The following is a 22285-nucleotide window of genomic DNA, read 5'->3' as shown; positions in this document are numbered from 1 at the left end:
GTTATTCTTTCACCAAACGCAGTGTTTGACGATTGCCATTGCCAGTTACTTCTATGCTGTAGATTCCTTTGGCGAGGTTGGCAGTAGCCAGTTTCAGCTGGTTGGCACCTGCACTTACCTGTTGTGCGGTTTGCATTACCAGCTGGCCGCGGCTATCCAATACACGGATGTTTATTTTTTCGGTAGCAGTAGCCTTATACAACACCCGGGCTTCGCTGGTTACGGGGTTTTGCAGTAAGGCTGCACCCAAATTTACCTTACCCGGACGGATAGATTTGATGTCGCTGTAAGCGGCTTTGCCATCTCTGTCTATCATGTGCAGGCGGTAGTACACTACACCTGTGTGGGGCACTTTAGCCAGGTTGTCGGTAAAATTGTAGCTGCGGCTGCTGTTGCTATTGCCGGCGGCATTTACTTTTCCGGCCACGGCAAAGTTGTTGCCATCCAAACTACGCTCTACATTAAAGTGGCTGCTGTTTTGTTCGGAAGCCGTGTTCCAGTCAAGCTTAGCAGCAACGCCTTCTGCACGGGCAGTAAAGTTTTTGAGTTTTACCGGCAGTACGTTCAGGCTGGTTTGCATAAAGAAACCGCTGAAGCCAGTTACATCAAAGCTGATTTCCCATTTGCTGGTGGTACTGTTCCAGATGATGTCTGTATCTACCGGATCGATAATGGTAGTGCCACCACTATAGTTGGCCGGGTTGCCATCGTTGGGAGAGCTTGAGCCTGCATATTTAGTGAAACGGATATTGGCTTTATTGTTTTCGACATCAGCGCCATTGTATGGCAGGTCGTTGCCATTTGGTACAGCGTTAAAGGCATCAAATTCGGCCTGTGTAAAATAAAGCGTTACACGGGCAGTAGTACCGGAGGCCGGGGTAATTTCATAATGACGCTGCAGGTAAGGAATGTTGCCTACGCTTTGCACACTACCATCAAAGAAAACCTGAGCAGTAACGTTGCCACTTACTGGGGTAGCACCGTTGGGAACTACTTTAGCCACGATGCTACCATCTGTACTGCCCAAGGCATACACATTGTTTGCAGAAATGCCGGTGATAGTGGCCGTTTGTGCAGTGATTGCAGCAGTAAGGTCGCCATGCAGGCGGGCTATGCGGGTGCGGGTAGCACCATTGAATGTAGTGAAGCTGCCCACGGCAACAATTTTACCATCGCTCTGCAGCGCCAGTTGGTTTACAAAACCGCCGCTATTTGCGCCAGGGTTGGGTACAAAGTTGGTATTAACAGTGCCATTGGCATTGAACGAAGAGATGCTGTTGCGGGTAGGCAGTACGGATGGTGTGGTAGTACCCGAAATGGTAAATGAGCCACCTAACAAAAATGAATCATCGCTTTTTACCAAAATGGCAGTAATGGATGAGTTAGCACCTGCAGTAAAAGTTGCATCAACCGTACCATCGGGGTTGAGCCGAACCAAACGAACAACGGCAGACCCATTCCAATTGGTAAAGTCGCCACCAAGCAAAATTTTACCATCGCTTTGCACAGCTACGGCTCTCACAGTATTGTTGGCTCCAGTGCCAATGTTGGTCATAAATGTAGCATCAGTGGTGCCATCGGCATTCAAACGCACTACTCTGCCAATTGAAGCGCCGTTGAAAGTAGTCACATTGCCTACGGCAATAATTTTATCATCAGGTTGAACGGCAATTCTTTCAAAATCACCGACGGTTGCACCTGTACCAATATTGGTGTTGAAAGTGGTGTTGAGCACACCTGTAGCTGAGATACGGGCAATTTTTCCAACAGAGCTACCATTGAAAGTGGTAAATAATCCGGCTGCTACAATATCGCCACTTGAAAGAATACCAATGGTATTGACACGAAGGTTGGTGCCACTGGCAGGTGCATACGATACATCACGGCTACCATCATCATTCAGCAACAAAATGCCGCCCGGGGCTGCAGCTCCATTGAATTGTGTAAACGCACCACCAATCCAGATTTTATTGTCGCTGCGGATGCGAAGAGCTCTTACAATGGCATTAGGACCATTGCCACCCGTGTTGAAACTGGCATCAAAACTGCCATTCGAATTCAACTGAGCCAGATTGGTTTTGGTATTGCCATCCACTGAGTTAAAATCACCGGCAATGATGATTTTGCCAGTAGATGTAATGGCGGTATTGGAGATAAAGTTATTTCCGCCGGATACACCGGCTCCAAAAGTTGTAGCATCTAATACTCCGCCCTGTTGGCCAAAGCCAATGTGTGTGCCCAATAGCAGGAGGGCACCTGCCATGGCTTTTTGAAAGTAAACGTGTTTCATGCTTGTTAGGTTTATGCTATTAAATGATAAATGGCGAAGTTTATTCAATCAATCTTGGGTTCTTAAGAAAAGCAGCAGCTACAATTGCAATAGCAATAGGCAACACCTACGCTACAAGTTTTGTAACTGTACCCGCAGGAGTATATCACTTTTCTTCAGTAAAAATGGGTTGGTAAGCGAAATGGTTTTTGGGGTATTTACTTATTGCAAAGTAAGAAATTCATTGTTGTAATGCTGAATTTCCTTTGCAAGAATATGACCGAGGGATAAAAAACTTTTTAAGCACTGTTTCTGCCAGCATTGATAATGCCAAAAGAGCAACGCATCACCAGCTTTTCGTATTTGTTTTTGAGTGGCGAGGTCATTACCTGTTCTTCCATACGCCGGAGCTGTGCCAGCCCAAACTGCTGTATGGTTGTGAGCGGTATTACAATGCGTTCCCGCATTTGTATGCTCAGCTGCTCCACCGGGTAGTTGCCCATAAGTTCGGTATTACCGCTCAGTTTCAGCACCATTTTGCGGGTAAGGTTATACTCGTCGTGTATCATATGCCATACTTTGCCATATACGGCATGCTCTCCCAGGTACGCCGTTAGCGGAAAGAAGCATTTTTTCATGGCCATTTCGCTGTTATCAATCAGTGTGCGGAAGAACAACGATTGCTGATAGAGATCGGCCACTTCCTGCCAACGGCCGGCAGTTTCAAAATGATGCAAAGCCGTGCCCACGCCATAATAGCCGGTTACGTTTTGCTTTATCTGGCTCCATGCACCTACAAATGGGATGGCCCGCAGGTCTTTCAACGCCAGTTTTGCAGAGCCTCCCCGCTTGGCCGGCCGGCTGCCAATATTGGTGTCGGCATAAAAGCGTAGCGGACTGGCACTGCTCAGGTAATCCAAAAAGTTGGGGTGATTTTTCAATCCCTGATAACTTTTGTACCCGAGGTTGGCCAGTTCTACCAGTATTTGCTCTTCTGCTTTTTCCAGGGTGGATAGTTTTGAGGCAAACAGGGTGCTGCTCAAACCGGCATTCATCAGTTGCTCCATGTTGAACTGTGCAGCATCTACGGTGCCAAAGTTGGAACTTACGGTTTGTCCTTGTATGGTTAATTGTATTTCGCGGTTCGAAATGTTTTGCCCCATGCTGGCGTAAAACTTATGCGTTTTGCCACCGCCACGGCTGGGCGGGCCACCACGGCCATCAAAAAATACCACCTCAATATCATACTTGCGGCTGAGCATGGTGAGTTCTTCTTTGGCTTTGTAAATACACCAGTTGGCCATAAGATAGCCGCCATCTTTGGTGCCATCGCTAAAGCCCAGCATAATGGTTTGCTGATGGCCGCGGCGGCGCAGGTGCTCCCGGTAGCCGGGCTGCATGTACAATGTTTCCATAATGGCCGCCGCACCTTGCAAGTCGTCGATGGTTTCAAACAAAGGCACAATGTCTACCGGCATTTTTTCTGGTTGCCAGCCATTCAGCAAAAACAGGCCAAATACTTCCAGCACATTTAGTGCACTCTGGCACTGGCTGATAATGTAGCGGTGGCAACCGGCTTCACCATTCAACCGCTGTATTTCGCAGATGGTGGCTGGTATTTTCAACGTATCCTGATGTATTTCGTTGCTCAGCACATTGGGCGACAATTGCTGCTGCAATTGCATAATGGCATCCATTTTGCCTACGGCATCCAACTGGGCATAGCCATCTGGCAAAATGCCAGGCACTTTGGCCAGCTCTTGCCACAGTGCCGTGTGTACACTGCTGTCTTGCCGCACATCCAGCGAAGCAAAATGAAGCCCAAACACTTCTACTTTATTAATGAGGGTTTCTACCAAATGAATAAACAACCCGTTGTGCTCTTTTTTCAGTGTTTGCCGAATGTGCAACAGCGGCCCTAAAATATCCTGCAGCACCAATTCGCTTTCGTAACCCGGCACAAATACATGGTCGTAGAGTAGCTTTTCCAGTTCGGCCAAAGGTTTGGTAACACCCTTAAAAGTGAGGCGGCGCTTCAGTTTCCGGATATCCAGGTAGTAGCATTTTAAAATGCTGGTGCGCAGTTCTTTGGCCACTTTCAATGTGGTATCCACTTTTACAAATGGGTTACCATCACGGTCGCCGCCCGGCCAAAAACCCAACCGGATAATAGGGTTTTTCGGGTTGGGTACATACTGCAGGTGCCGTTTCATAAAAAACAGAATACGACCTGCTGCAGCATAAAATATATTTTCTAAAAACCACACCAGGCTGATGGCTTCATCATATGGGGTAGGTTTTTCTTTTTTCAAAAAAGGTGTTTTGCCCAGCTGCTGCAGGTACATATTTACCTGTGCGTTATTGTCTTCGCTCAGGGCTTTGGCGAGGTCATGAATAATGCCCAACACTTCGCCTGGATAAAACTGCGTAGGGTGTGCAGTAAGCACCAGCCGAATGGCAAAATGCTGCATCAGTTCTTGCAGCACAGCCTGCTGATTTTCCTGCTCTACCCCTGCCTGTAGTTGCTTGAGCGAACCGGTACCGGCAAAGTCGTGCAGGTCTCTGAACGCTGCATCTTCCAGCGCATCAAACAACACAATTTGCCGCTCGGCATATTGCAAAAAACGAAACAGCAAATCAATGCGTTCTTCTTCCGATTTGCGACCGGTATGTTTATCAAAAAAATCGTTGAGAATGTCTACGGGGCTCATGCCTTTGTCGTAGCCTTCTTCGCAGTTGCTGAGTAGCAACGACAAAAGGATACCCGTTTTTTCAATGCGATGAAAAGGCAGGCTGGTAAACAGGCTGTTGAACAACTGAAACTTGATGCCTACTTCATTTTTGAAGCGTTCAAGTTGCGTTAGTGAGTTTGGATCCATATCTGATGAATATACTTCTTAGGCAGCAATCGTATTACATCAGGCAGCATGCTAAACTAAGGAAAATGCCGGACAGCATTGGATAAAGCCTTCGTGAAACTGTCGCTACCGTTTGCCACAAGCCAAACAAACACTACTTGTTTTCTTCAGGATCAAACCGGTCAACCGTTTGTATGCCACGCAAACTTTTGAGCCTGCTCACCAGTTCGTTCAGCTCTTCTTTGTCGTGCACATACACTTTTATGTTGCCTTCAAACAAGCCATCGCGGCTTTCGATGGTAAGGGCATTGATGTTGATGCGCATGTCGCCGCTAATGATGTTGGTTATTTTATTGATAACACCCACATCATCGAGCCCAATGATTTTAATACCGGTGAGAAAAGCGATGTCTTTGTTTTTGGCCCACTTGGTTTTTACCACCCGGTGGCCATAGTTAGCCAGCAGCCTGGCAGCATTTGGGCAGCTGGTGCGGTGTATTTTCAAGCCTTCGGTAGCTGTTATAAAGCCAAATACATCATCGCCTGGAATGGGCTTGCAACAGTTGGCCAGCGTGTATTTAAACTGGTCGCCGCTTTCGCCAAAAATAATCAGCTCCGTGTCTTTCGGAGGAACAAGTGGTTTGTGGTGATCGTGGTGATGCTCTTGCGGTTTGTGCTCCTGATGCTTAGGTCTTGGCAAATCAAGCCGGTCGCCAAACACCTGAAATTCTTTCAGCTCTTTGAGGTCGATATTTTTTATGGCGATATTGTAATACAAATCCAGCGAAGAAGAGAGCTTGTAAAACTGGGTTATGAGCTCCACGTTGCCGGGCGTAACAGCCGCTTTCATGCCTTCCAGTTTCTTCTGCAAAATGTATTTGCCGTCGTCGGCTATTTTGCGTTTTTCCTCTTTTAGTGAATCTTTTATTTTGCTTTTAGCCTTGGCCGTAATTACCAGGTTCAGCCAATCTTCATGCGGCTTTTGCTTGTTGCTGGTAATGATTTCAATTTGATCGCCGCTGCGCAGTTTGTGGCCAATGGGCACCAGCTTGTGGTTTACTTTGGCACCAATGGTTTTGCTGCCAATGGCACTGTGGATGTAAAACGCAAAGTCGAGGGCAGTACTGCCTGCGGGCAGCATTTTTACATCGCCCCGTGGCGTATACACATATATTTCTTCGGCCAGAAAACTGGTTTTGAAATCATTCAGAAAGTCTACCGAGTCGGCATCGGGTGAGCCAATCACATCCCGTATCTGCTGAAACCACTTGTCAAAACGGTCTTCATGCCCCGTGCCTTCTTTGTATTTGAAATGGGCGGCCAAACCACGTTCGGCTATTTCATCCATACGGCGGCTGCGCACCTGCACTTCTACCCAGCGGCCTTGTGGCCCCATTACAGTGGTGTGCAAAGCTTCGTAGCCATTGCTTTTGGGGCGGCTCAGCCAGTCGCGGAGGCGTTCGGGTTGCGGCTGATACTCGCTGGTAATGATACTGTACACCTTCCAGCAGTCGGCTTTTTCGGCTTGTAATTCCGAATCGAGAATGACCCGGATGGCAAAGAGGTCGTACACTTCTTCAAAGCTTACACCTTTCTTTTTGATTTTATTCCAGATGGAGTGTATGCTTTTGGGCCGGCCGTAGATGTCAAACTTCAGCCCGGTTTGTTCTATTTTTTCTTTGAGTGGGCGAATGAACTCGTTGATGTAGCGGCTGCGTTCCCGTTTGGTTTCGGCCAGTTTTTGGGCTATGTCGCGGTAGGCATCGGGCTCCATGTACTTCATGGATAAATCTTCGAGCTCCGTTTTAATAGCATACAGGCCCATGCGGTGTGCCAGCGGCGTGTACACCCAAATGGTTTCGCTGGCTATTTTCAACTGCTTTTCCCGCTTCATGCTGTCCAGGGTACGCATGTTGTGCAGGCGGTCGGCCAGTTTTATCAAAATCACCCTTGGGTCATCGGTTAGAGTGAGCAGTATTTTTTTAAAATTTTCGGCTTGCTGGCTGCTGCTGGCATCTATTACATTGCTGATTTTAGTAAGACCGTCTACAATGCGGGCTATCTCATTGCCAAATTCCCGCTGCACATCTTCCAGCGTTACTTCGGTGTCTTCTACCGTATCGTGCAGCAGGGCACAAATAGTGCTGCGTACCCCAAGGCCAATTTCTTCGGCACAAATCATGGCCACGGCAATGGGGTGTAAAATGTAAGGCTCACCGCTTTTGCGCCGCATGGTTTTGTGGGCATCGGCGGCCATTTCAAATGAATGCCGCACCAGCTCCCGGTCGCCGGGCTTAAGCTTGGGTTTGAGCACCCGTAGCAAGGCACGGTATTTCCGCAGGATTTCGTTTTTCTCCTGTTCCTCGTTGAGAGTATACGTTTTCGTAGGTACGGCTGGTGTTTCCAATGGCACTGTTCTAATGCGGTAAAGATAAGCGGCGCTGCACTGATGCAGACCGGCCCTAAAATAGGTTATAAATCTTCTTCCCGCTCCAGCATCAGTATGGCGCTTTGCGGTACAATAAAATACTTTTCACCTTCATACATAACTTCTGTAGCACCACTTACCAAAAAAATGGCAAGGTCGCCTTCACGGGCTTGCAACGGAATGTATTTTACCTGATCTTCTTCAGCTTTCCACGGCTCACTATCTACCGGCATGGGTATGGCATAGCCCGGCCCGGTTTTGATGACATATCCTTGCTGCACTTTTTCCTTTTCCTGTACCCCTGGTGGCAAATACAGGCCACTCACGGTTTTCTCTTCGGGCTTGCTTGGACGAATGAGCACCCGGTCGCCAATCACAATGAGTTTTTTGAACGTATTATCAGAAGTAAGAATCATAGCCATGTGTTTTGGGTACTACTACAACTTGTATACAGTTGCAATCGGTGGTTACAAATTGTCAGATCGCAGTGACTAAAATACAGGTAAACGCCATAGCCTGCATGCAGCATTAACCCGCTCATTAACAATTTATTGGACGGGGGGCTGCTATTTTCTATTTTTATTTGTACAAACACCATTGATATGGAAAAGAAATACAAGATTCTGCTGTGCGAAGATGACACCAATCTGGGCATGGTATTGAAGAACTACCTCGAACTGAACGACTACGATGTAACCCTGGAGCGTGACGGCCGCCTTGGTCTTGCTGCTTTTCAACGGGAGAAGTTTGATATATGCTTGCTGGATGTAATGATGCCCAATATGGATGGCTTTACACTGGCCGAAGAAATCCGCGATGTAGATCCGGATATACCGCTGTTTTTCCTGAGTGCCAAAACCATGAAAGAAGACATCATTCAAGGCTACAAACTGGGTGCCGATGACTACATCACCAAGCCTTTCGACAGCGAGGTGTTGCTGCACAAAATCAAAGCCATTTTGAAGCGCAATGAAGAGATGAACCGCGAACAGGAAAACATGGAGTTTGACTTGGGCAATTTCCACTTCAACCCCAAGCTGCGGGAGCTGAGCATTGCCGGCAAAACACAAACACTGAGCCCCAAAGAAAATGAACTGCTGCGTATGCTGGCCGAGCACAAAAACGACCTGCTGCCCCGCGAAAAAGCCCTCAAGAAAATTTGGGGTAGCGATACCTATTTCAACGGCCGCAGTATGGATGTGTACATTGCCAAGCTGCGCAAATACCTGAAGGAAGACGAAAACCTGGAGATTGTAAATATCCACGGTAACGGCTTTAGATTGGTGGAGAAGGAAGCGTAATACAAACCCTCATCCCCGCCTCTCTCTAAAAGGAGAGGAGCCTTTAGCCTTCGGCTTTTAGCTTAAAAAGTCTTAAATATTTCAATCCCCTGCCAGTATGGCGGGGGATTGTGTTTTTTGGTATGTAAATGGATACAACTACAGTATGAAAACATTGAAAATTTTTCGCAACATCTTACTGCTATTGTGGTTTGGCTGGTTTGCGCTGGCCGGTATAGTAGTTACCGGTTTGATGGTATGGCTTACGTCTATCAGCCTAAGCGGATTGGCCATAGTAGCTTGGGGTACACTGGCTGGTGTACTGTTGGGTGGAGGTGTAGCTGCCGCCTTGCTGGTACTCATTTGGCGCCGTATTGGTGCGCCGCTCATGGGTGGTTTGGCTACCATTCGGTTTATAAGGGAGCAACTACTGCAATTCAACAGTCGGTATCGTTTTTAATACAGCCACGCACAGCTATTGGTGCAGCCGAATGTTACCCGAAAATTCTCTGCAGCTGATCGGTGGAGTACTCCACATACGTAGGCTTGCCGCCTGGTGTGGTGTTGGGCGTGGTACATAAAAACAGTTGCTCCACCAAGCTGCGCATTTCCTTTTCGCTGAGGTTGCGGCCCGCCTTGATGCTTTGCTGCCAGGCCAGGGTGCGAATGAGTTTTTCGCGGCGGCTAAACTTCACTTCTGCAATGAAGTTTTTGTAATGTTCCAGTATGTGCTCAATGGCTTTTTGCTCATTGCCGCTGTCTACATCGGCAGGCGTGCCGTGTATAATAAAACTGTTGTGGCCAAAGGGTTCTACCTGATAGCCGAGTTGCAGCATATCGGGCAAAAGTTCTGTCAGCAGCACAGCATCGGCAGGTTGCAATTCAATGCTCACCGGAAACAGACTTTGCTGTGTGGCAATGGGTTTACCGAAGATGGCTTTTTGCAATTGCTCATACAAAATACGTTCGTGAGCACCCTGCTGGTGAATGAGCAAATAGCCATGGTTGGTAATGGCAATGATGTACGCCCAGTGTACCTGCATGAGCGGCGTTTCGGGTATCCACTGAAAACGCTTTTCGCGGCTGATGGGCCGCTGCTCATGTTCAAAATCGTAGTATGGCGTTTTGGGCGAAATCTCAAAGAGTTGCTCTTTTAGTTTGGCCAGTTCACTTTGCCAGCCAGCAGCCCCCTCTAACTCCCCCGGTGGGGGAGAACTGAAGCCACCCGCTTGTTGAGCAGCTTTTTGAATGTCAACCGTCTGTTGTTTTTCTGCTATCCAACTGCCGGGCATGGGGCGCATGGCACCAGCACTGGGTTCAATTTTGTGCGCCTGATTTTTTTGTGTAAAGGTTTGGTACAAACTGCTGCTGATGGTGCGTTCGGCTATGTCATCGGTCACCGGTTTACTCACGGCATCCAGTTGTTGTATATCGGCATTGAGGCTAAAATCAAGCGACGGCGCAATGCTGAACTGCGCCAGTGCATGCTTGATGGCAGCCTGCACAAAAGCATACACAATCTTTTCATCATCAAACTTTATTTCCTGCTTGGTGGGGTGCACGTTGATGTCCACATGCTGCGGGTCAAGTTGTATAAACAGCACATACGAAGGGTAGCTGTCTTTCGCCAGCAGGTCTTCATATGCATGGGTTACCGCATGGTTGAGGTAGGCACTTTTAATAAAGCGGTTGTTGATGAAAAAGTATTGGTCGCCACGGGTTTTGCGGGCCGTATCGGGCTTGCCTACAAAACCGCTGATGGTGAGGTAATCGGTATCTTCTTTAATGGGTACCAGCTTGGTATTGTACTGGCTGCCCAGCAGTTGTACAATGCGCTGTTTGAGGCTGCCTTTTTCCAGCATAAACACCTGCTGCCCGTTGCTGGTAAGGCTAAACCGCACATCCGGAAAAGCCATGCCCACCCGGGTAAATTCATCCATGATGTTGCGCAGCTCGGTGTTATTGCTTTTCAAAAAATTGCGGCGGGCCGGCACATTGAAAAACACATTTTTCATGCTGATGCTGGTGCCCACGGGGCATTGCACCGGCTCTTGCTGTACCACCACGCTGTTTTCGATGCGGATGAAAGTGCCCAGTTCGTCTTCGGCCCGGCGGGTTTTTAGTTCCACCTGTGCCACGGCCGCAATGCTGGCCAGCGCCTCGCCCCGAAAGCCCATGGTACGCAGGCTAAACAGGTCTTCGATGGTTTTGATTTTGCTGGTGGCATGCCGCTCAAAGGCCATGCGGGCATCGGTCGCACTCATGCCCTTGCCATTGTCTATCACCTGCACCAGTCCTTTGCCTGCATCGGTTACAATCAGTTGTAAGTCGGTAGCCCCGGCGTCAATGGCGTTTTCCAGCAGTTCCTTTACGGCACTGGCTGGTCGCTGAATCACTTCTCCGGCGGCTATCTGGTTGGCAATGTGGTCTGGTAGCAGTTGTATAATATCGGGCACTCGCAGTTTCTCCTTGTAGCCGGCAAAAATAGGGGTTCGGGGAGAGTCGGTAGATAGTAGTCCGGAGACGGAAAGACGGGAAGTCCGGAAGACCGAAAGTCCGGAAGACGGAAGCCGGGAGTTTTCGTCATGCTGACGAAGGAAGCATCTCTTCAATCAGCGTCCGGAAGACCGGAGTCGGTGGTCCGTAGTCTGTCGTCCATTTGCTTTCCCAGCCCTGCAAGGGCGACCTACTTCAGCCATGGGCAACGCCCATGGATACAACAAGCCCTTAATCCAAAAGCCCTGTAGGGGCGGCATCACACATTAATAAGCGTAGAGATTAATTGGGGCTGTCAGCAGCGGTGCATGCTCAGCAACAGTTCCGGCTGTCCGCTTGTAGCCCCGACCTGCGGCGTCGGGGGCTACCGCTTCCATCCGGCAGCCCATCAGCTGTTGTACATAAATCAGCTATGAGTTGTAGCGTATCTAAGCTGCATGGATGACATGAATTATGCCAGATAGTGTGTGCAATCCAGCAACCCATTGCATCAACAATACATGCTACCAAAACTATATTATGTGCCTGGCTTCATCAGCTTACTGCTGCTGTTTCCGCTTTTTTATTATACCGCGGAGCCTAAGCTGCACCCCCCAACTACAGTAAGTTTTTATTTACCAAAGGATAAAAATCCGGAAGACGATCAATTCATGGCATATACAGTTCCGGGCATTGAGCAGAGGGTGCAAAGCAAGCAGCAAACCAGATTTTGGTTAGGAGAAGTTGCTGCACAAAGCAAACTGTCGCTGCAAATGATACAACAAGAAGCCTTACAACTAAAGCTCACTCACGATACCAATAGGGTAGTGGCGGCAGTATTGTTGCCATCTGCCACGTTCAACGATTTTGTAAGCCTCATCAATATCTGTTTGATTAACGAACACAAACGATATGCTTTGGCAAGAGATACGTTTTACATTTTTGCAGATCCACCACCTAATAATGAAGTTATGACTTGTGGCGGAGTAATTTGTAAAGTGATCAATGTTGAAGAACAACCACCGGGAATGCTTGAAAAAATGAAAATGTATTTTGACAACAACATCCTTCCCTATTGGTATTGGTGGTGTTGTTATGCTGCTTTGGTAGGCGGTGCAATTGTCAGTATCATGCGCAGCTATTGGCCGTCCTCCCCAAAAAAAATCTCCACCCCTCATTAAACGTTCCCTCGTCATGCTGCGTCATACCTGCACAAAAACCGAAAGAACATGACACGCACTACTACCAAACAACTCCTGCTGACTGCCGCCATTGCACTCGCCACTTTTACCACCCAGGCCCAAACCCGCGACCGCAAAGAAGATGTACGGGACAAAAAAGAAGACGTTCGTGACCGCAAGGAAAACCGCCGCGACCGCCGCGAAGACAAGCGGGACAAAGCCGAAGACCGTCGCGACAAACGCGAAGATGTACGGGATGCCCAACACGATGGTGGCCGCCGCGATAAACTCGAAGATGTAAGAGACCGCAAAGAAGATGTACGGGATAAAAAAGAAGACCGCCGCGATAAAGCCGAAGACAAAAGAGACCGTAAAGAAAACCGCCGCGACCGTGCCGAAAACAAAGTCGACCGCCGCACTGGTCCTTCCCGCAGAGGTTAAGGAAAGAAGTACGAGGTAAGAAGTACGAGTCTTTTGCAGTAATACATGACCGTTACTTCCAGCTATCTTTTCTCCTGTATCAATAGTAAAAAAGCGAAGCGTTTTGGCGCTTCGCTTTTTTATTGAAGGATTATGGAAAATTACTGTGCAGCACCAGCCAACACTTCACGTACTGTTTCAGCGATGGGTGTGGTGGGGCGGCCAATCAATTGCGCCAGTTGCTGCTGTTCGTCCAGCAAATCGTTTTGCGCAATGCCTGTTTCCCATCCGGCAATGGTTGCTGCCAATGGTTCGGGCAAGCCAAAACTGCTGAGTAGTTTGGCGTAGTCTGCTACCGGCAGGTTGTTGTACTGCACGGGCTTGCCTGCTTGCTCCGCTACAATGGCAGCCAGCTCGGTAAGCGTATAGCTGCTGCTGCCTGCTAGTTCGTACACTTTGCCTTCGTGGCCGGTGCTTGTCAGCACCACAGCTGCAGCTTCCGCAAAATCTATACGGGCGGCAGAAGAAATTTTGCCATCACCCGAACTGCCTGCTATGGCGCCTGCATGCAATGCACCTGCTATCGCGTTTGCATAGTTTTCGTTGTACCAGCCATTGCGCAAAATCACATGCGGTATGCCCGATGCCTGCAACAATTGCTCTGTGGCCACATGTTCTTCGGCAAGGCTAATGCGAGATGTATCGGCATGCAACAAACTGGTGTATACTATCAATTGTACGCCGGCTTGCTGTGCAGCACGAATTACATTTCCGTGTTGTGTTTTGCGTTGGCCAATTTCATTGCCCGAAATCAACAAGAGTTGATCAATACCCTGCAATGCATATACATCGGGTTGGCTGTAATCGAATGCCCTTGCTTCAATGCCGAGTGATGCGGCTTTTTCTGTGTTGCGAACGAGAGCCACCAACTGGCTGGCTTCGGTTCTTTGTAAGAGTTGTGCTACTACCAGCTGACCCAGCTGTCCGGTGGCGCCTGTGATACCTGTTTTCATAGAATAAAATGTAATTAAAAATGTTACAATTATGAATAAAAAAAATTAACGGTGAAATTGGGCTACAAAACTGGCGAGGGTTTTGCCTGCTAAAAAAGCAGCTATTATCTCGTCTGTTTCCAGAAACAGTTGATCGAGTTTTTTATTGATGTTTTTGCCTACAGGGCATTTATGATTGGGGTTCAGGTTTTTGCGGCCCAGCACTTCCGATTGTTTGATGGCGGCATACACTTCGGCCAGTGTAATGGCTGCCGGGGGCTTGCCCAGCATCGATCCGCCATCTTTGCCTTTGCGGGTTACTACCAGCCCTGCTGCCTGCAACACACTCAGTTCTTTGCGCACCATCACGGGGTTGATGTTGATGCTGGTGGCCAGCCACTCAGAACTCTGCCACTCGCCAGGCATGCTGGCCAGCAGGGTGAGAATGTGCATGTTGGTTGCAAACCTGGCATTGTTCATAATGGGGCAAATGTAGGACTTGTTTTTAATGTAACAAATATAGTTACATTAAAAATTACTGAAAGCAATACGGCCTTTCCTGAAGTAGCGGACAAAAAAGGGAAAGCTACATAGTAGTAATTGGTTGAATGGTGCCAACGCCACTGCTGATACATAGTAGTACCACCGCTGACCCCCAAAAAAGAAAAAGCGTAGGAAAAATTCCTACGCTTTTACATGGTTGAAGACACTTCGTAACTCGTACTTCTAACCTCAACATTATCTGGTGAGTGCTGTAGCAGGCAATGGCTTGTCACGCTTCAGCATCTCGTTGCGGTTGGCTATTTCCCAGGCGGTGAGGAATACCAGCTGGGCACGTTTGGCCATCAGCTCAAATTCAATTTTGTCTACCGTATCGGTTGGGCGGTGGTAGTCGCGGTGAATGCCATCGAAGTAAAACAGGATGGGTACACCATGCTTGGCAAAATTGTAGTGGTCGCTGCGGAAGTAAATGCGGCTCTTATCCAGCGGGTCGTTGTAGCGGCCATCGAGCACCATTTTCAAATTTTTGTTGGCCAGTACAGATACGCCGGGCAGGTCGCTGCTCAGCTTGTCTTCACCTACGAGGTACACATACAAAGCAGAATCTTTTTTGCTTTCGTACACGGTATCGGTGCGGCCAATCATATCGATGTTGAGGTTGGCGGTTGTTTTTTCCAACGGATACACAGGATTGTTGCCGTAGTGTGCACTACCCCACAAACCTTTTTCTTCACCACTCACAGTCATAAACAAAATGCTGCGGCGGGGGCCCTTGCCTTCTGCTTTGGCTTTTACAAAAGCTTCGGCCAGCTCCAGCACACTTACGGTGCCACTGCCATCGTCATCGGCACCATAGTTGATGATATCGCCACGGCGGCCAATATGATCATAATGACCGGTTACCACCAGGAACTCATCTTTTTTATCGGTGCCTTCCAAAAAGCCGAGGATATTGTTGCTCACCAGAGTGATTTGCTTTTCGTGGTAGCTGAAGTGCACACTGGCTTTGATGTTTTTGCTCTGCAGTTTGCCGCCTTTTTCAGTAGCAGCATCGGCACCCAACAGTTGTGCAGCAGCAGCGTCAGATACGCTAAAGAAGTTGATGCCTTGGCGGGCAGGATCTTTTACTACCGTCATACCACTCATCACAGGTTCTTTGCCATCGTTGATGCGATCGCCCAGTACGAGTACGGCAGCAGCGCCTTTGGCCTGCAGCTGACCCACCACCATAGCGGGGCCGCCAAAAAAGCCACGACCACCGGCACCGGCCGCTGGGGCTTTCATGCGTACCAGCACCAGCCGGCCACTCACATCTACTTTGTTGTTTTTCCAAAGGCTGTCTTCCATGTTTACATACACAACTTCGCCAAAACTCATGTGGCTGTTGTAGTTAGCTGTAGTAGCACTGAAATCTTTGTAGAGGTTCAGCTTGCTGCCATTTACTTCCAGCGAAGCTTCGGTCAGGCTGTCGCGGTACACGTTGTACGATTGTGTCCACTGGCCATTGTTGCCGGGTTGCAGGCCAATGGCTTTCATTTGTTCGATGATGTAGGCTGCGGCTTTGTATTCGCCGGGGGTAGCGGTTTCCCGACCTTCCATTTCGGCGCTGGCCACAATGGTCAGGTGTTTTTTCAAATCGGCAGGCGTAATGGTTTGGGCATATTTGCCGGCCTGTTTGAGCGTTGGCTGCGCCATGGCTGCAGTGCCACAGAGGCAAAGACCAACGAGCAATACATGTTTTACGTTCATGGTTGTTTTCATTAAAGTTTGGTAGAACACTGCATCAATAGATGTGATTGCCGGAAAAATCCAGCGATGGCAATGTAGGGAATAGTCGGGAAGTCGGAAAGACGGAGAGTCCGGAGACAGTAGTTGGGAGAAAGACGTGAAGTCAGAAAGTCCGAAAGTCCGAAAGCCGGAACGACCGGAGTCGGAAGGGCAAAACTGGTAGCACAATCGGTTGATGAACTTTGGAACACTGTAACTTCTAATCCCGATAGCTATCGGGACGAGAACTTGTAAACTCGTAAACTTGTACCCTCGTAACCTTAGTAACAATAAATAGTTCAGAAATGCGTCGCTTGCTTTTTATGATGTCGATGTTGTGTGCTGGTCAGTTGATGGCGCAAAAGCAACAATGGGTAGATAGTGTGTTTCAATCGTTGAGCAATGAAGAACGCATTGCGCAGCTCATGGTGATACGTACCAGCAGTATGGATGCCAAAGGCAATCCCATCATGTTTGATAGTTTGGCCAACGATTGGGTAGGTAAATACAATGTAGGTGCAGTGTGTTTATTCCAAGGTAGTCCGGCGCAGCAGGCCGCACTGCTCAACAGCATTCAGGCCAAGGCCAAAACGCCCATTATGGTTACGGTAGATGGTGAATGGGGATTGGGCATGCGTTTCGCAGGTGTGAAATCATTTCCATATCAGCTTACTATGGGTGCGGTAAATGATGCAGCCGTGGTGTACAAAGTGGGGCAGGCCATTGCCGACCAATGCAAGCGGATGAACATACATGTGAACTATGCGCCGGTGGTTGATATCAATAATAACCCCGCCAACCCGGTGATAGGGGTGCGCAGTTTTGGTGAAGACAAATACAAAGTAGCCCTCATGGGCACCCGCATTATGCAAGGCATGCAAGATGCCGGTGTAATGGCTTGTGCCAAACATTTTCCCGGTCACGGCGATGTGAGTGTAGACAGCCATTACGATTTGCCCATCATCAATAAAAACATGGATGAGCTGACGGCGTTGGAGCTGTATCCTTTCAAAGAAATTTTTGCCAAAGGCATTGGTAGTGTTATGGTAGCGCATCTTAGTATTCCAGCCATTGATAGCACCCCAAACAAACCAACTTCTATTTCTTACAATAATATTACCACGCTGATGCGCAATGAGCTCGGTTATAACGGGCTCACATTTACGGATGCATTGGAAATGAAAGGGGTGGCCAAATATTTTCCCAGTGGCGAAGCTGCTGTGCAAAGCATCATTGCCGGCAACGACATGCTGTGCCTGCCCGCCGATGTACCCAAAACCATTGATGCCATTAAAAAAGCCATCGAGGCAGGAAGATTGACCTGGAATGATGTGTATCATAAATGCAAGCGGGTGCTGGAAGCGAAATACGATTATGTGTTGGGTAAAACTGCTACAGTAAATGAAACCAATTTGCTGAACGATTTGAATGCTCAGGTAGATGTGCTGCGCAAAGAAGTAGCCACACAAGCACTTACAGTGGTAAGAGGAAATGCAATGCATACCAAGCCAAAAGCCGGCAGCAAAACAGCGTACATCTTAGTAGGAAATGTGCCTGACATTCCTATGGCCAGGTTGATGAAAGCTCAACAGCATCAGGTATTTTTTATGCCATTGAAAAATGGCACTGCAGCAACGGCCGATTCATTGCTGAAAAAAATCAATGCCTTCAAACCCGCCAACATTGTGGTGGGCTTACATGATGTGCGTCGTCAGGCGGCCAACAATTTCAGCATGGGCGAAGCTGCAGTTTCATTGGTAAAAACATTGGGTAATAAAAAGGGTAGTTCACTGTTGTTGTTTGGCAACCCTTACGCTATGGCGCAGTTCGACTCTACCGGCTATGAAAACCTGGTGGCTTGTTATGAAGATGATTCTGTGTTTCAAACGGTGGCGGCCAGCTGGCTCAAAGGACAATTTGCGGCCACTGGGTCATTGCCTGTTACCGTAGGCAATTGGAAATTTGGCACTGGTGCTACAGCGGCCAAATCCTTTGCTGCCGTGGCCCCGGAAGCAGTGGGCATGAGCAGCGACACCTTGCGCCAGATAGATGCCATTGCTGCAGAAGCCATTGCTGCAGGTGCTACGCCGGGCTGTGTGGTAACGGTGTTGCGCAAAGGCAAACTGGTGTTTCAAAAAGCATACGGCCATTTGGATGCGGCTCAAACATTGCCCATGCAAACCAGCACCATTTTCGATTTGGCGAGTGTGACAAAAATATCTGCTACTACAGTAGCAGTAATGAAACTGGTAGAACAAGGCAAGGTGGATGTAAAGAAAAAAGCCAGCGATTATTTGCCTTGGCTCAAAGGTGGTGATAAGGAAAACCTGACGGTAGAAAACCTGTTGTTGCATCAGGCCGGTTTGGTAGCATGGATTCCTTTTTACAAAGAAGTAACGGATGCAGCTACTGGCAAAGCTTCGCCAGCGGTTTTTACGCCGTTTAAACAATCGAATTTTTCGGTAGAGGTAACAGACCAACTCTTTATGCGCAACGATTGGGTAGATACCATGTATCGCCGCATTTATACCAGCCCGGTAGCTGCTAAAGAACTGAAGTATGTGTACAGTGATAATGATTTTATTTTGCTGGGTAAGTTGGTAGAAGCTGTGAGTGGCTTGCCATTGGAGCAATATGTGCAGCAGCAGTTTTATGCGCCCATGGGTATGCGTACTACAGGCTTTAAACCATACGAGCATTTTGCCAATAGCAGCATTGCACCTACTGAGCAGGAAAAGGTTTTTCGCCAGCAATTGGTTTGGGGTTATGTGCATGATCCTGGTGCAGCCATGTTTGGCAATGTGGCCGGTCATGCTGGTTTGTTTAGCAATGCCGAAGACCTTGCCAAACTGTATCAAATGCTGTTGAATGGTGGCCAGTTTAATGGCAAGCAATATTTGAAAAAATCTACCATTGATTGGTTTACCAGTTATCAAACACCCATCAGCCGCCGTGGTTTGGGTTTTGATAAGCCGGAGAAAAACAACAGCCTGCGCAATGAAAAAACAGCTTATCCTGCGCAGTTTGTTTCTGCTGCCACTTTCGGGCACACAGGCTTTACTGGTACTTGTGTATGGGTAGATCCTGCTACTGAGCTGGTATATATTTTCCTCAGCAACCGGGTGCATCCCGGTGGTGGCGATAATCGTACACTGCTCGACCTCAACATCCGCAGCCGCATTCATGATGTGCTGTACAAGAGTATGCAGTCAAAGCCGTAGCCTGTGTCGGCCTAATCTGGGTGTTTAAAACCGTTGAAACGGTTTTTTCCAAATTCATGGCTTCATTGCATCCCACGGTTGAAACCGTGGGCTATGATTTGTTGTGATAGTAATTTCATCCAAATTATTACCCGCCTATGTGACGCTTTTGGCTATTCTATTACCAAGGTGTAAGAATTTTTCTTGGTTACAGATTTCAGCCCACGGTTTCAACCGTGGGTGCAATGTGATGGTCAGTTTTGTAGAAAATGGATTTATCCATTTCAAAGAAAAATGAAATGGCGGCACGTTTTTATCTAACCAAATGAATCCGTATTCATACCTACGGTTTCAACTGTGGGTATGAATAATAATGATGGGTCAATAAATTCATTTACTCATAATTATCGTACATGAGTTAGTGCGGTATCGAACGCTTGAGGTAAGTGCTGTAGTCGGGCACTTTGCATTCGTATTTGTGCTGCATCAGCGGGCTGGTGAGCAAAAAGTCGGCGGTGCTGCGGTCGGTAGCCATGGGTATGTTCCATACGGCCGCTAAGCGAAGCAGCGCTTTAATGTCGGTATCATGCGGTTGCGCTTCCATGGGGTCCCAAAAAAATATAAGCATGTCTATTTCGCCATTCGAAATCATGGCGCCAATTTGCTGATCGCCACCCAACGGGCCACTCATGAGTTTACGTACCGGGCGGTCCAGTTTTTCTTCGAGCAACCTACCTGTGGTACCGGTGGCAAACAGTTCATGTTTGGCCAGCATGTCGCGGTTAAAATATGCCCATTCAATAATATCATCTTTCTTATGGTCGTGTGCTACCATGGCAATGCGTTTGCGGGCCGGCAGCTCTCTGGTTTCAAATTTCATGCATGAAAAGTACCTGCTTTCTGCACAGGTGCAAAATCCGTTTGTACAACCAATGTTTATAGGTTTTTGCTGCCGCTCATGGTAGCTACAACCAGCACTTTGAGGCATTCACTGCCGCCCTTGTATTATCGGGCTGCGGGTTTGTGCATCCACTGCATTCCCCGCATCTTTGTGTCAAATTCTACTATCACTTATGAACCGTAACCGTTTTGCAGGACTCCTCGTATTGGCCGCCATAGTGCTGGCTTCCTGCGGCAAAAAAGGCCCCGAATACACACGTTACATTCCCAAATCTGCAGGCTATGTACTGGCTTTTGATGTAAAAAGCATGGTACAAAAACTGGAGAAAGATTCGCTGAGCATCGAAAACATGATGCAGGTGCTGAAAGATGAAAAAGGCAACACCGGTTATACCGAAGCCCTGGACATGTGGAAGCAATTCAAAGACGCCGGCATCGATTTTCAGAGCCGCGTATTTGTAGCCGTACCTGAAATGAATTTCAACGGTGGCAGTCTTTCTTTTCAGCTGGTAGCAGGATTGGAAGATGCTGCAAAACTGGAAGCATTCATCGGCAAGCAATTCAAAGACGCCAAGATTGAAAAGATGGGCGACATTTCAGTTGTGAGTCTGCCCATGGTTTCTATTGGTTGGAAAAAGGATGCGGTGATGATGGTGGGTAAACAATCCACTGCAGATTATGGCATGGTGGATATGAATGACCTGATGGGCGATACTGCAGCAGGCAATACCACAGCACCTGTACTATCCACTGATACCAAGCAAGACATCAAAAAATATTTTGAGCTGAAGAAAGATGAAAGCGTTGCCAGCATTGATGTATTCAATGAGTTGATGGAAAAGCCTGCTGATGTGGCCATGTTTACCAGCAGCGAGTCTGCAGCAGGTGTAGCCAGCAACCCTTTCATGAACATGATGCCACAGGTAAAAGAATTGATGGCTGATGCATACAGTACTTCTGTCATCAACTTTGAAGATGGCAAAATTGTGATTGAAGGTGATAGCTATGTAGGCAAAAAGCTGGGCGATTTGCTGAAAAAATATGCCGGCCCTGTGGTGGATATGAGTCTGGTAGAACGTTATCCCAATGCCAATGTAAATGGTGTAACGGCCTTTAGCTTTAAGCCAGAATTGCTTCCTGCATTTGTAAAAGAACTGGGCGTTGAAGCCTTGGTAAATATGGCTTTAAGTCAGGGTGGTGTAACTGCCGATGAAATTGCAAAAGCCTTTAAAGGTGATTTTGCCGTAATGTTCAGCGATTTTGCTTTCGAATCAAAAACATTTGGTAAAGACGCCAGTTATAAAAGCGTAGAACCCACCGGCAAATTGCTGATGGCCATTCGCATTGGCGACAAAGCCGCATTCAACAAGTTGATTGGTTTGGCCGAAAAAGAAGGAGGCATCCGCCGCGAAGGCAACCGCATTATTCCTGTATCACCACAAATAGAAGTGGAAGATGGTGAAATGACGCAGCCCATGCCGCAGCTTGGTGTGTTTGCCGGCATTGAAGGAGATCTGATGATCATCAGCAACGACAGTACAGTGTACGCCAACTATGCCAGCGGAAAAGCCGGTGCCAAGTTGCCCGAGCAAGCCCGTACTGCTTTGAAAGATCAGAGTGTTGGTTTTTACCTCAACACACCATCTATCCTCAAAGGCATTCCTGAAACCATGTTTGACAGCAGCGATGTGCATGAGAAAAACATCCTGAATCGTTCTAAGGAAATCTTTGGTGAAGTATGGTTTTCTTCGGGCAACTTCGATGGCAAGAAACTGACGACAAAAGGTGAAATGCAAATGGCGCCGGGCAAAAACACCTTGCCGCAGCTGGTGCGTTACCTCATGTTCATAGCCGACGAAATGAAGGCGAAAGAGAAAGAGGAGGAAGAAATGTACAAACGCATGGAAGCTGAAATTGAAATGCAATAATTGTGTTCCTGAATAAGTGCATTGCCATGGTTACTCAACCATGGCAATGTTTTTTGGTTAATATTGCTGAGTTGTCTTTATCGTTA

General features: G+C 47.9%; 15 protein-coding genes. 6 read left to right on the top strand and 9 right to left on the bottom strand.

Annotated elements, in window-relative coordinates:
- Nucleotide 1 precedes the first annotated feature (1 nt).
- The 4 genes from V7Q13_RS07755 to V7Q13_RS07740 form a co-directional block, all read right to left on the bottom strand.
- The gene (locus V7Q13_RS07755; RefSeq protein WP_333800112.1) at nt 2–2290 is read right to left on the bottom strand and encodes a T9SS type A sorting domain-containing protein; all 2289 of its coding nucleotides are present in this window, start codon (nt 2288–2290) and stop codon (nt 2–4) included.
- Between the two features lie 278 nt (nt 2291–2568).
- Entirely contained in the window at nt 2569–5148 is a 2580-nt protein-coding gene (locus V7Q13_RS07750) for a phosphoenolpyruvate carboxylase (RefSeq protein ID WP_333800111.1), read from the bottom strand.
- A 133-nt stretch (nt 5149–5281) separates the two neighbouring features.
- Nucleotides 5282–7534, bottom strand: a complete 2253-nt coding sequence (locus V7Q13_RS07745; protein ID WP_333800110.1) for a RelA/SpoT family protein — start codon at nt 7532–7534, stop codon at nt 5282–5284.
- A 65-nt stretch (nt 7535–7599) separates the two neighbouring features.
- Nucleotides 7600–7971, bottom strand: coding sequence for a co-chaperone GroES (locus V7Q13_RS07740; protein ID WP_333800109.1), 372 nt, complete (start codon nt 7969–7971; stop codon nt 7600–7602).
- A 186-nt stretch (nt 7972–8157) separates the two neighbouring features.
- Between V7Q13_RS07740 and V7Q13_RS07735 the strand changes: the two genes are divergently transcribed.
- Nucleotides 8158–8856: a response regulator transcription factor gene (locus V7Q13_RS07735; RefSeq protein ID WP_333800108.1), complete on the top strand. Its 699-nt coding sequence runs from the start codon at nt 8158–8160 to the stop codon at nt 8854–8856.
- A gap of 145 nt (nt 8857–9001) precedes the next feature.
- Nucleotides 9002–9295 (top strand): hypothetical protein, encoded by a 294-nt coding sequence (locus V7Q13_RS07730; RefSeq protein WP_333800107.1) that lies wholly within the window; start codon nt 9002–9004, stop codon nt 9293–9295.
- Nucleotides 9296–9329: 34 nt separating this feature from the next.
- Here the strand turns inward: V7Q13_RS07730 and mutL are convergent, their stop codons facing one another.
- On the bottom strand, nt 9330–11291 hold the full coding sequence (gene mutL / locus V7Q13_RS07725) for a DNA mismatch repair endonuclease MutL (RefSeq protein WP_333800106.1): 1962 nt from the start codon (nt 11289–11291) through the stop codon (nt 9330–9332).
- A 561-nt stretch (nt 11292–11852) separates the two neighbouring features.
- Between mutL and V7Q13_RS07720 the strand changes: the two genes are divergently transcribed.
- Nucleotides 11853–12491, top strand: a complete 639-nt coding sequence (locus V7Q13_RS07720; protein WP_333800105.1) for a hypothetical protein — start codon at nt 11853–11855, stop codon at nt 12489–12491.
- 48 nt (nt 12492–12539) lie between these two features.
- On the top strand, nt 12540–12932 hold the full coding sequence (locus V7Q13_RS07715) for a hypothetical protein (protein WP_333800104.1): 393 nt from the start codon (nt 12540–12542) through the stop codon (nt 12930–12932).
- Between the two features lie 140 nt (nt 12933–13072).
- On the opposite strand, the gene V7Q13_RS07710 is transcribed toward V7Q13_RS07715, so the two are convergent.
- The 3 genes from V7Q13_RS07710 to V7Q13_RS07700 all read right to left on the bottom strand — a co-directional run bounded on the left by V7Q13_RS07710 (nt 13073) and on the right by V7Q13_RS07700 (nt 16165).
- The gene (locus V7Q13_RS07710; RefSeq protein WP_333800103.1) at nt 13073–13924 is read right to left on the bottom strand and encodes an SDR family oxidoreductase; all 852 of its coding nucleotides are present in this window, start codon (nt 13922–13924) and stop codon (nt 13073–13075) included.
- A 45-nt stretch (nt 13925–13969) separates the two neighbouring features.
- On the bottom strand, nt 13970–14383 hold the full coding sequence (locus V7Q13_RS07705; protein ID WP_333800102.1) for an Rrf2 family transcriptional regulator: 414 nt from the start codon (nt 14381–14383) through the stop codon (nt 13970–13972).
- Between the two features lie 258 nt (nt 14384–14641).
- A complete protein-coding gene (locus V7Q13_RS07700) occupies nt 14642–16165 on the bottom strand; it encodes a M28 family peptidase (RefSeq protein WP_333800101.1) in 1524 nt (507 codons plus the stop codon).
- Between the two features lie 311 nt (nt 16166–16476).
- Between V7Q13_RS07700 and V7Q13_RS07695 the strand changes: the two genes are divergently transcribed.
- The gene (locus tag V7Q13_RS07695; protein ID WP_333800100.1) at nt 16477–19392 is read left to right on the top strand and encodes a glycoside hydrolase family 3 N-terminal domain-containing protein; all 2916 of its coding nucleotides are present in this window, start codon (nt 16477–16479) and stop codon (nt 19390–19392) included.
- A 397-nt stretch (nt 19393–19789) separates the two neighbouring features.
- Here the strand turns inward: V7Q13_RS07695 and V7Q13_RS07690 are convergent, their stop codons facing one another.
- Nucleotides 19790–20251, bottom strand: a complete 462-nt coding sequence (locus V7Q13_RS07690) for a methylglyoxal synthase (protein ID WP_333800099.1) — start codon at nt 20249–20251, stop codon at nt 19790–19792.
- Between the two features lie 193 nt (nt 20252–20444).
- Between V7Q13_RS07690 and V7Q13_RS07685 the strand changes: the two genes are divergently transcribed.
- Nucleotides 20445–22199 (top strand): DUF4836 family protein, encoded by a 1755-nt coding sequence (locus tag V7Q13_RS07685; protein ID WP_333800098.1) that lies wholly within the window; start codon nt 20445–20447, stop codon nt 22197–22199.
- Nucleotides 22200–22285 lie beyond the last annotated feature (86 nt).

Source organism: Phnomibacter sp. (assembly GCF_036803085.1).
Taxonomy (GTDB): Bacteria; Bacteroidota; Bacteroidia; order Chitinophagales; family Chitinophagaceae; genus Phnomibacter.
This window is presented reverse-complemented; position numbering and strand designations above follow the sequence as displayed.

What these genes read in the sequence shown, in the direction of transcription:
- V7Q13_RS07705 (WP_333800102.1), bottom strand. Translation starts at nt 14,383, where the DNA reads ATGAACAATGCCAGGTTTGCAACCAACATGCACATTCTCACCCTGCTG.
- V7Q13_RS07695 (WP_333800100.1), top strand. Translation starts at nt 16,477, where the DNA reads ATGCGTCGCTTGCTTTTTATGATGTCGATGTTGTGTGCTGGTCAGTTG.
- V7Q13_RS07700 (WP_333800101.1), bottom strand. Translation starts at nt 16,165, where the DNA reads ATGAAAACAACCATGAACGTAAAACATGTATTGCTCGTTGGTCTTTGC.
- V7Q13_RS07685 (WP_333800098.1), top strand. Translation starts at nt 20,445, where the DNA reads ATGAACCGTAACCGTTTTGCAGGACTCCTCGTATTGGCCGCCATAGTG.
- V7Q13_RS07740 (WP_333800109.1), bottom strand. Translation starts at nt 7,971, where the DNA reads ATGATTCTTACTTCTGATAATACGTTCAAAAAACTCATTGTGATTGGC.
- V7Q13_RS07730 (WP_333800107.1), top strand. Translation starts at nt 9,002, where the DNA reads ATGAAAACATTGAAAATTTTTCGCAACATCTTACTGCTATTGTGGTTT.
- V7Q13_RS07690 (WP_333800099.1), bottom strand. Translation starts at nt 20,251, where the DNA reads ATGAAATTTGAAACCAGAGAGCTGCCGGCCCGCAAACGCATTGCCATG.
- V7Q13_RS07710 (WP_333800103.1), bottom strand. Translation starts at nt 13,924, where the DNA reads ATGAAAACAGGTATCACAGGCGCCACCGGACAGCTGGGTCAGCTGGTA.
- V7Q13_RS07735 (WP_333800108.1), top strand. Translation starts at nt 8,158, where the DNA reads ATGGAAAAGAAATACAAGATTCTGCTGTGCGAAGATGACACCAATCTG.
- V7Q13_RS07750 (WP_333800111.1), bottom strand. Translation starts at nt 5,148, where the DNA reads ATGGATCCAAACTCACTAACGCAACTTGAACGCTTCAAAAATGAAGTA.
- V7Q13_RS07715 (WP_333800104.1), top strand. Translation starts at nt 12,540, where the DNA reads ATGACACGCACTACTACCAAACAACTCCTGCTGACTGCCGCCATTGCA.
- V7Q13_RS07755 (WP_333800112.1), bottom strand. Translation starts at nt 2,290, where the DNA reads ATGAAACACGTTTACTTTCAAAAAGCCATGGCAGGTGCCCTCCTGCTA.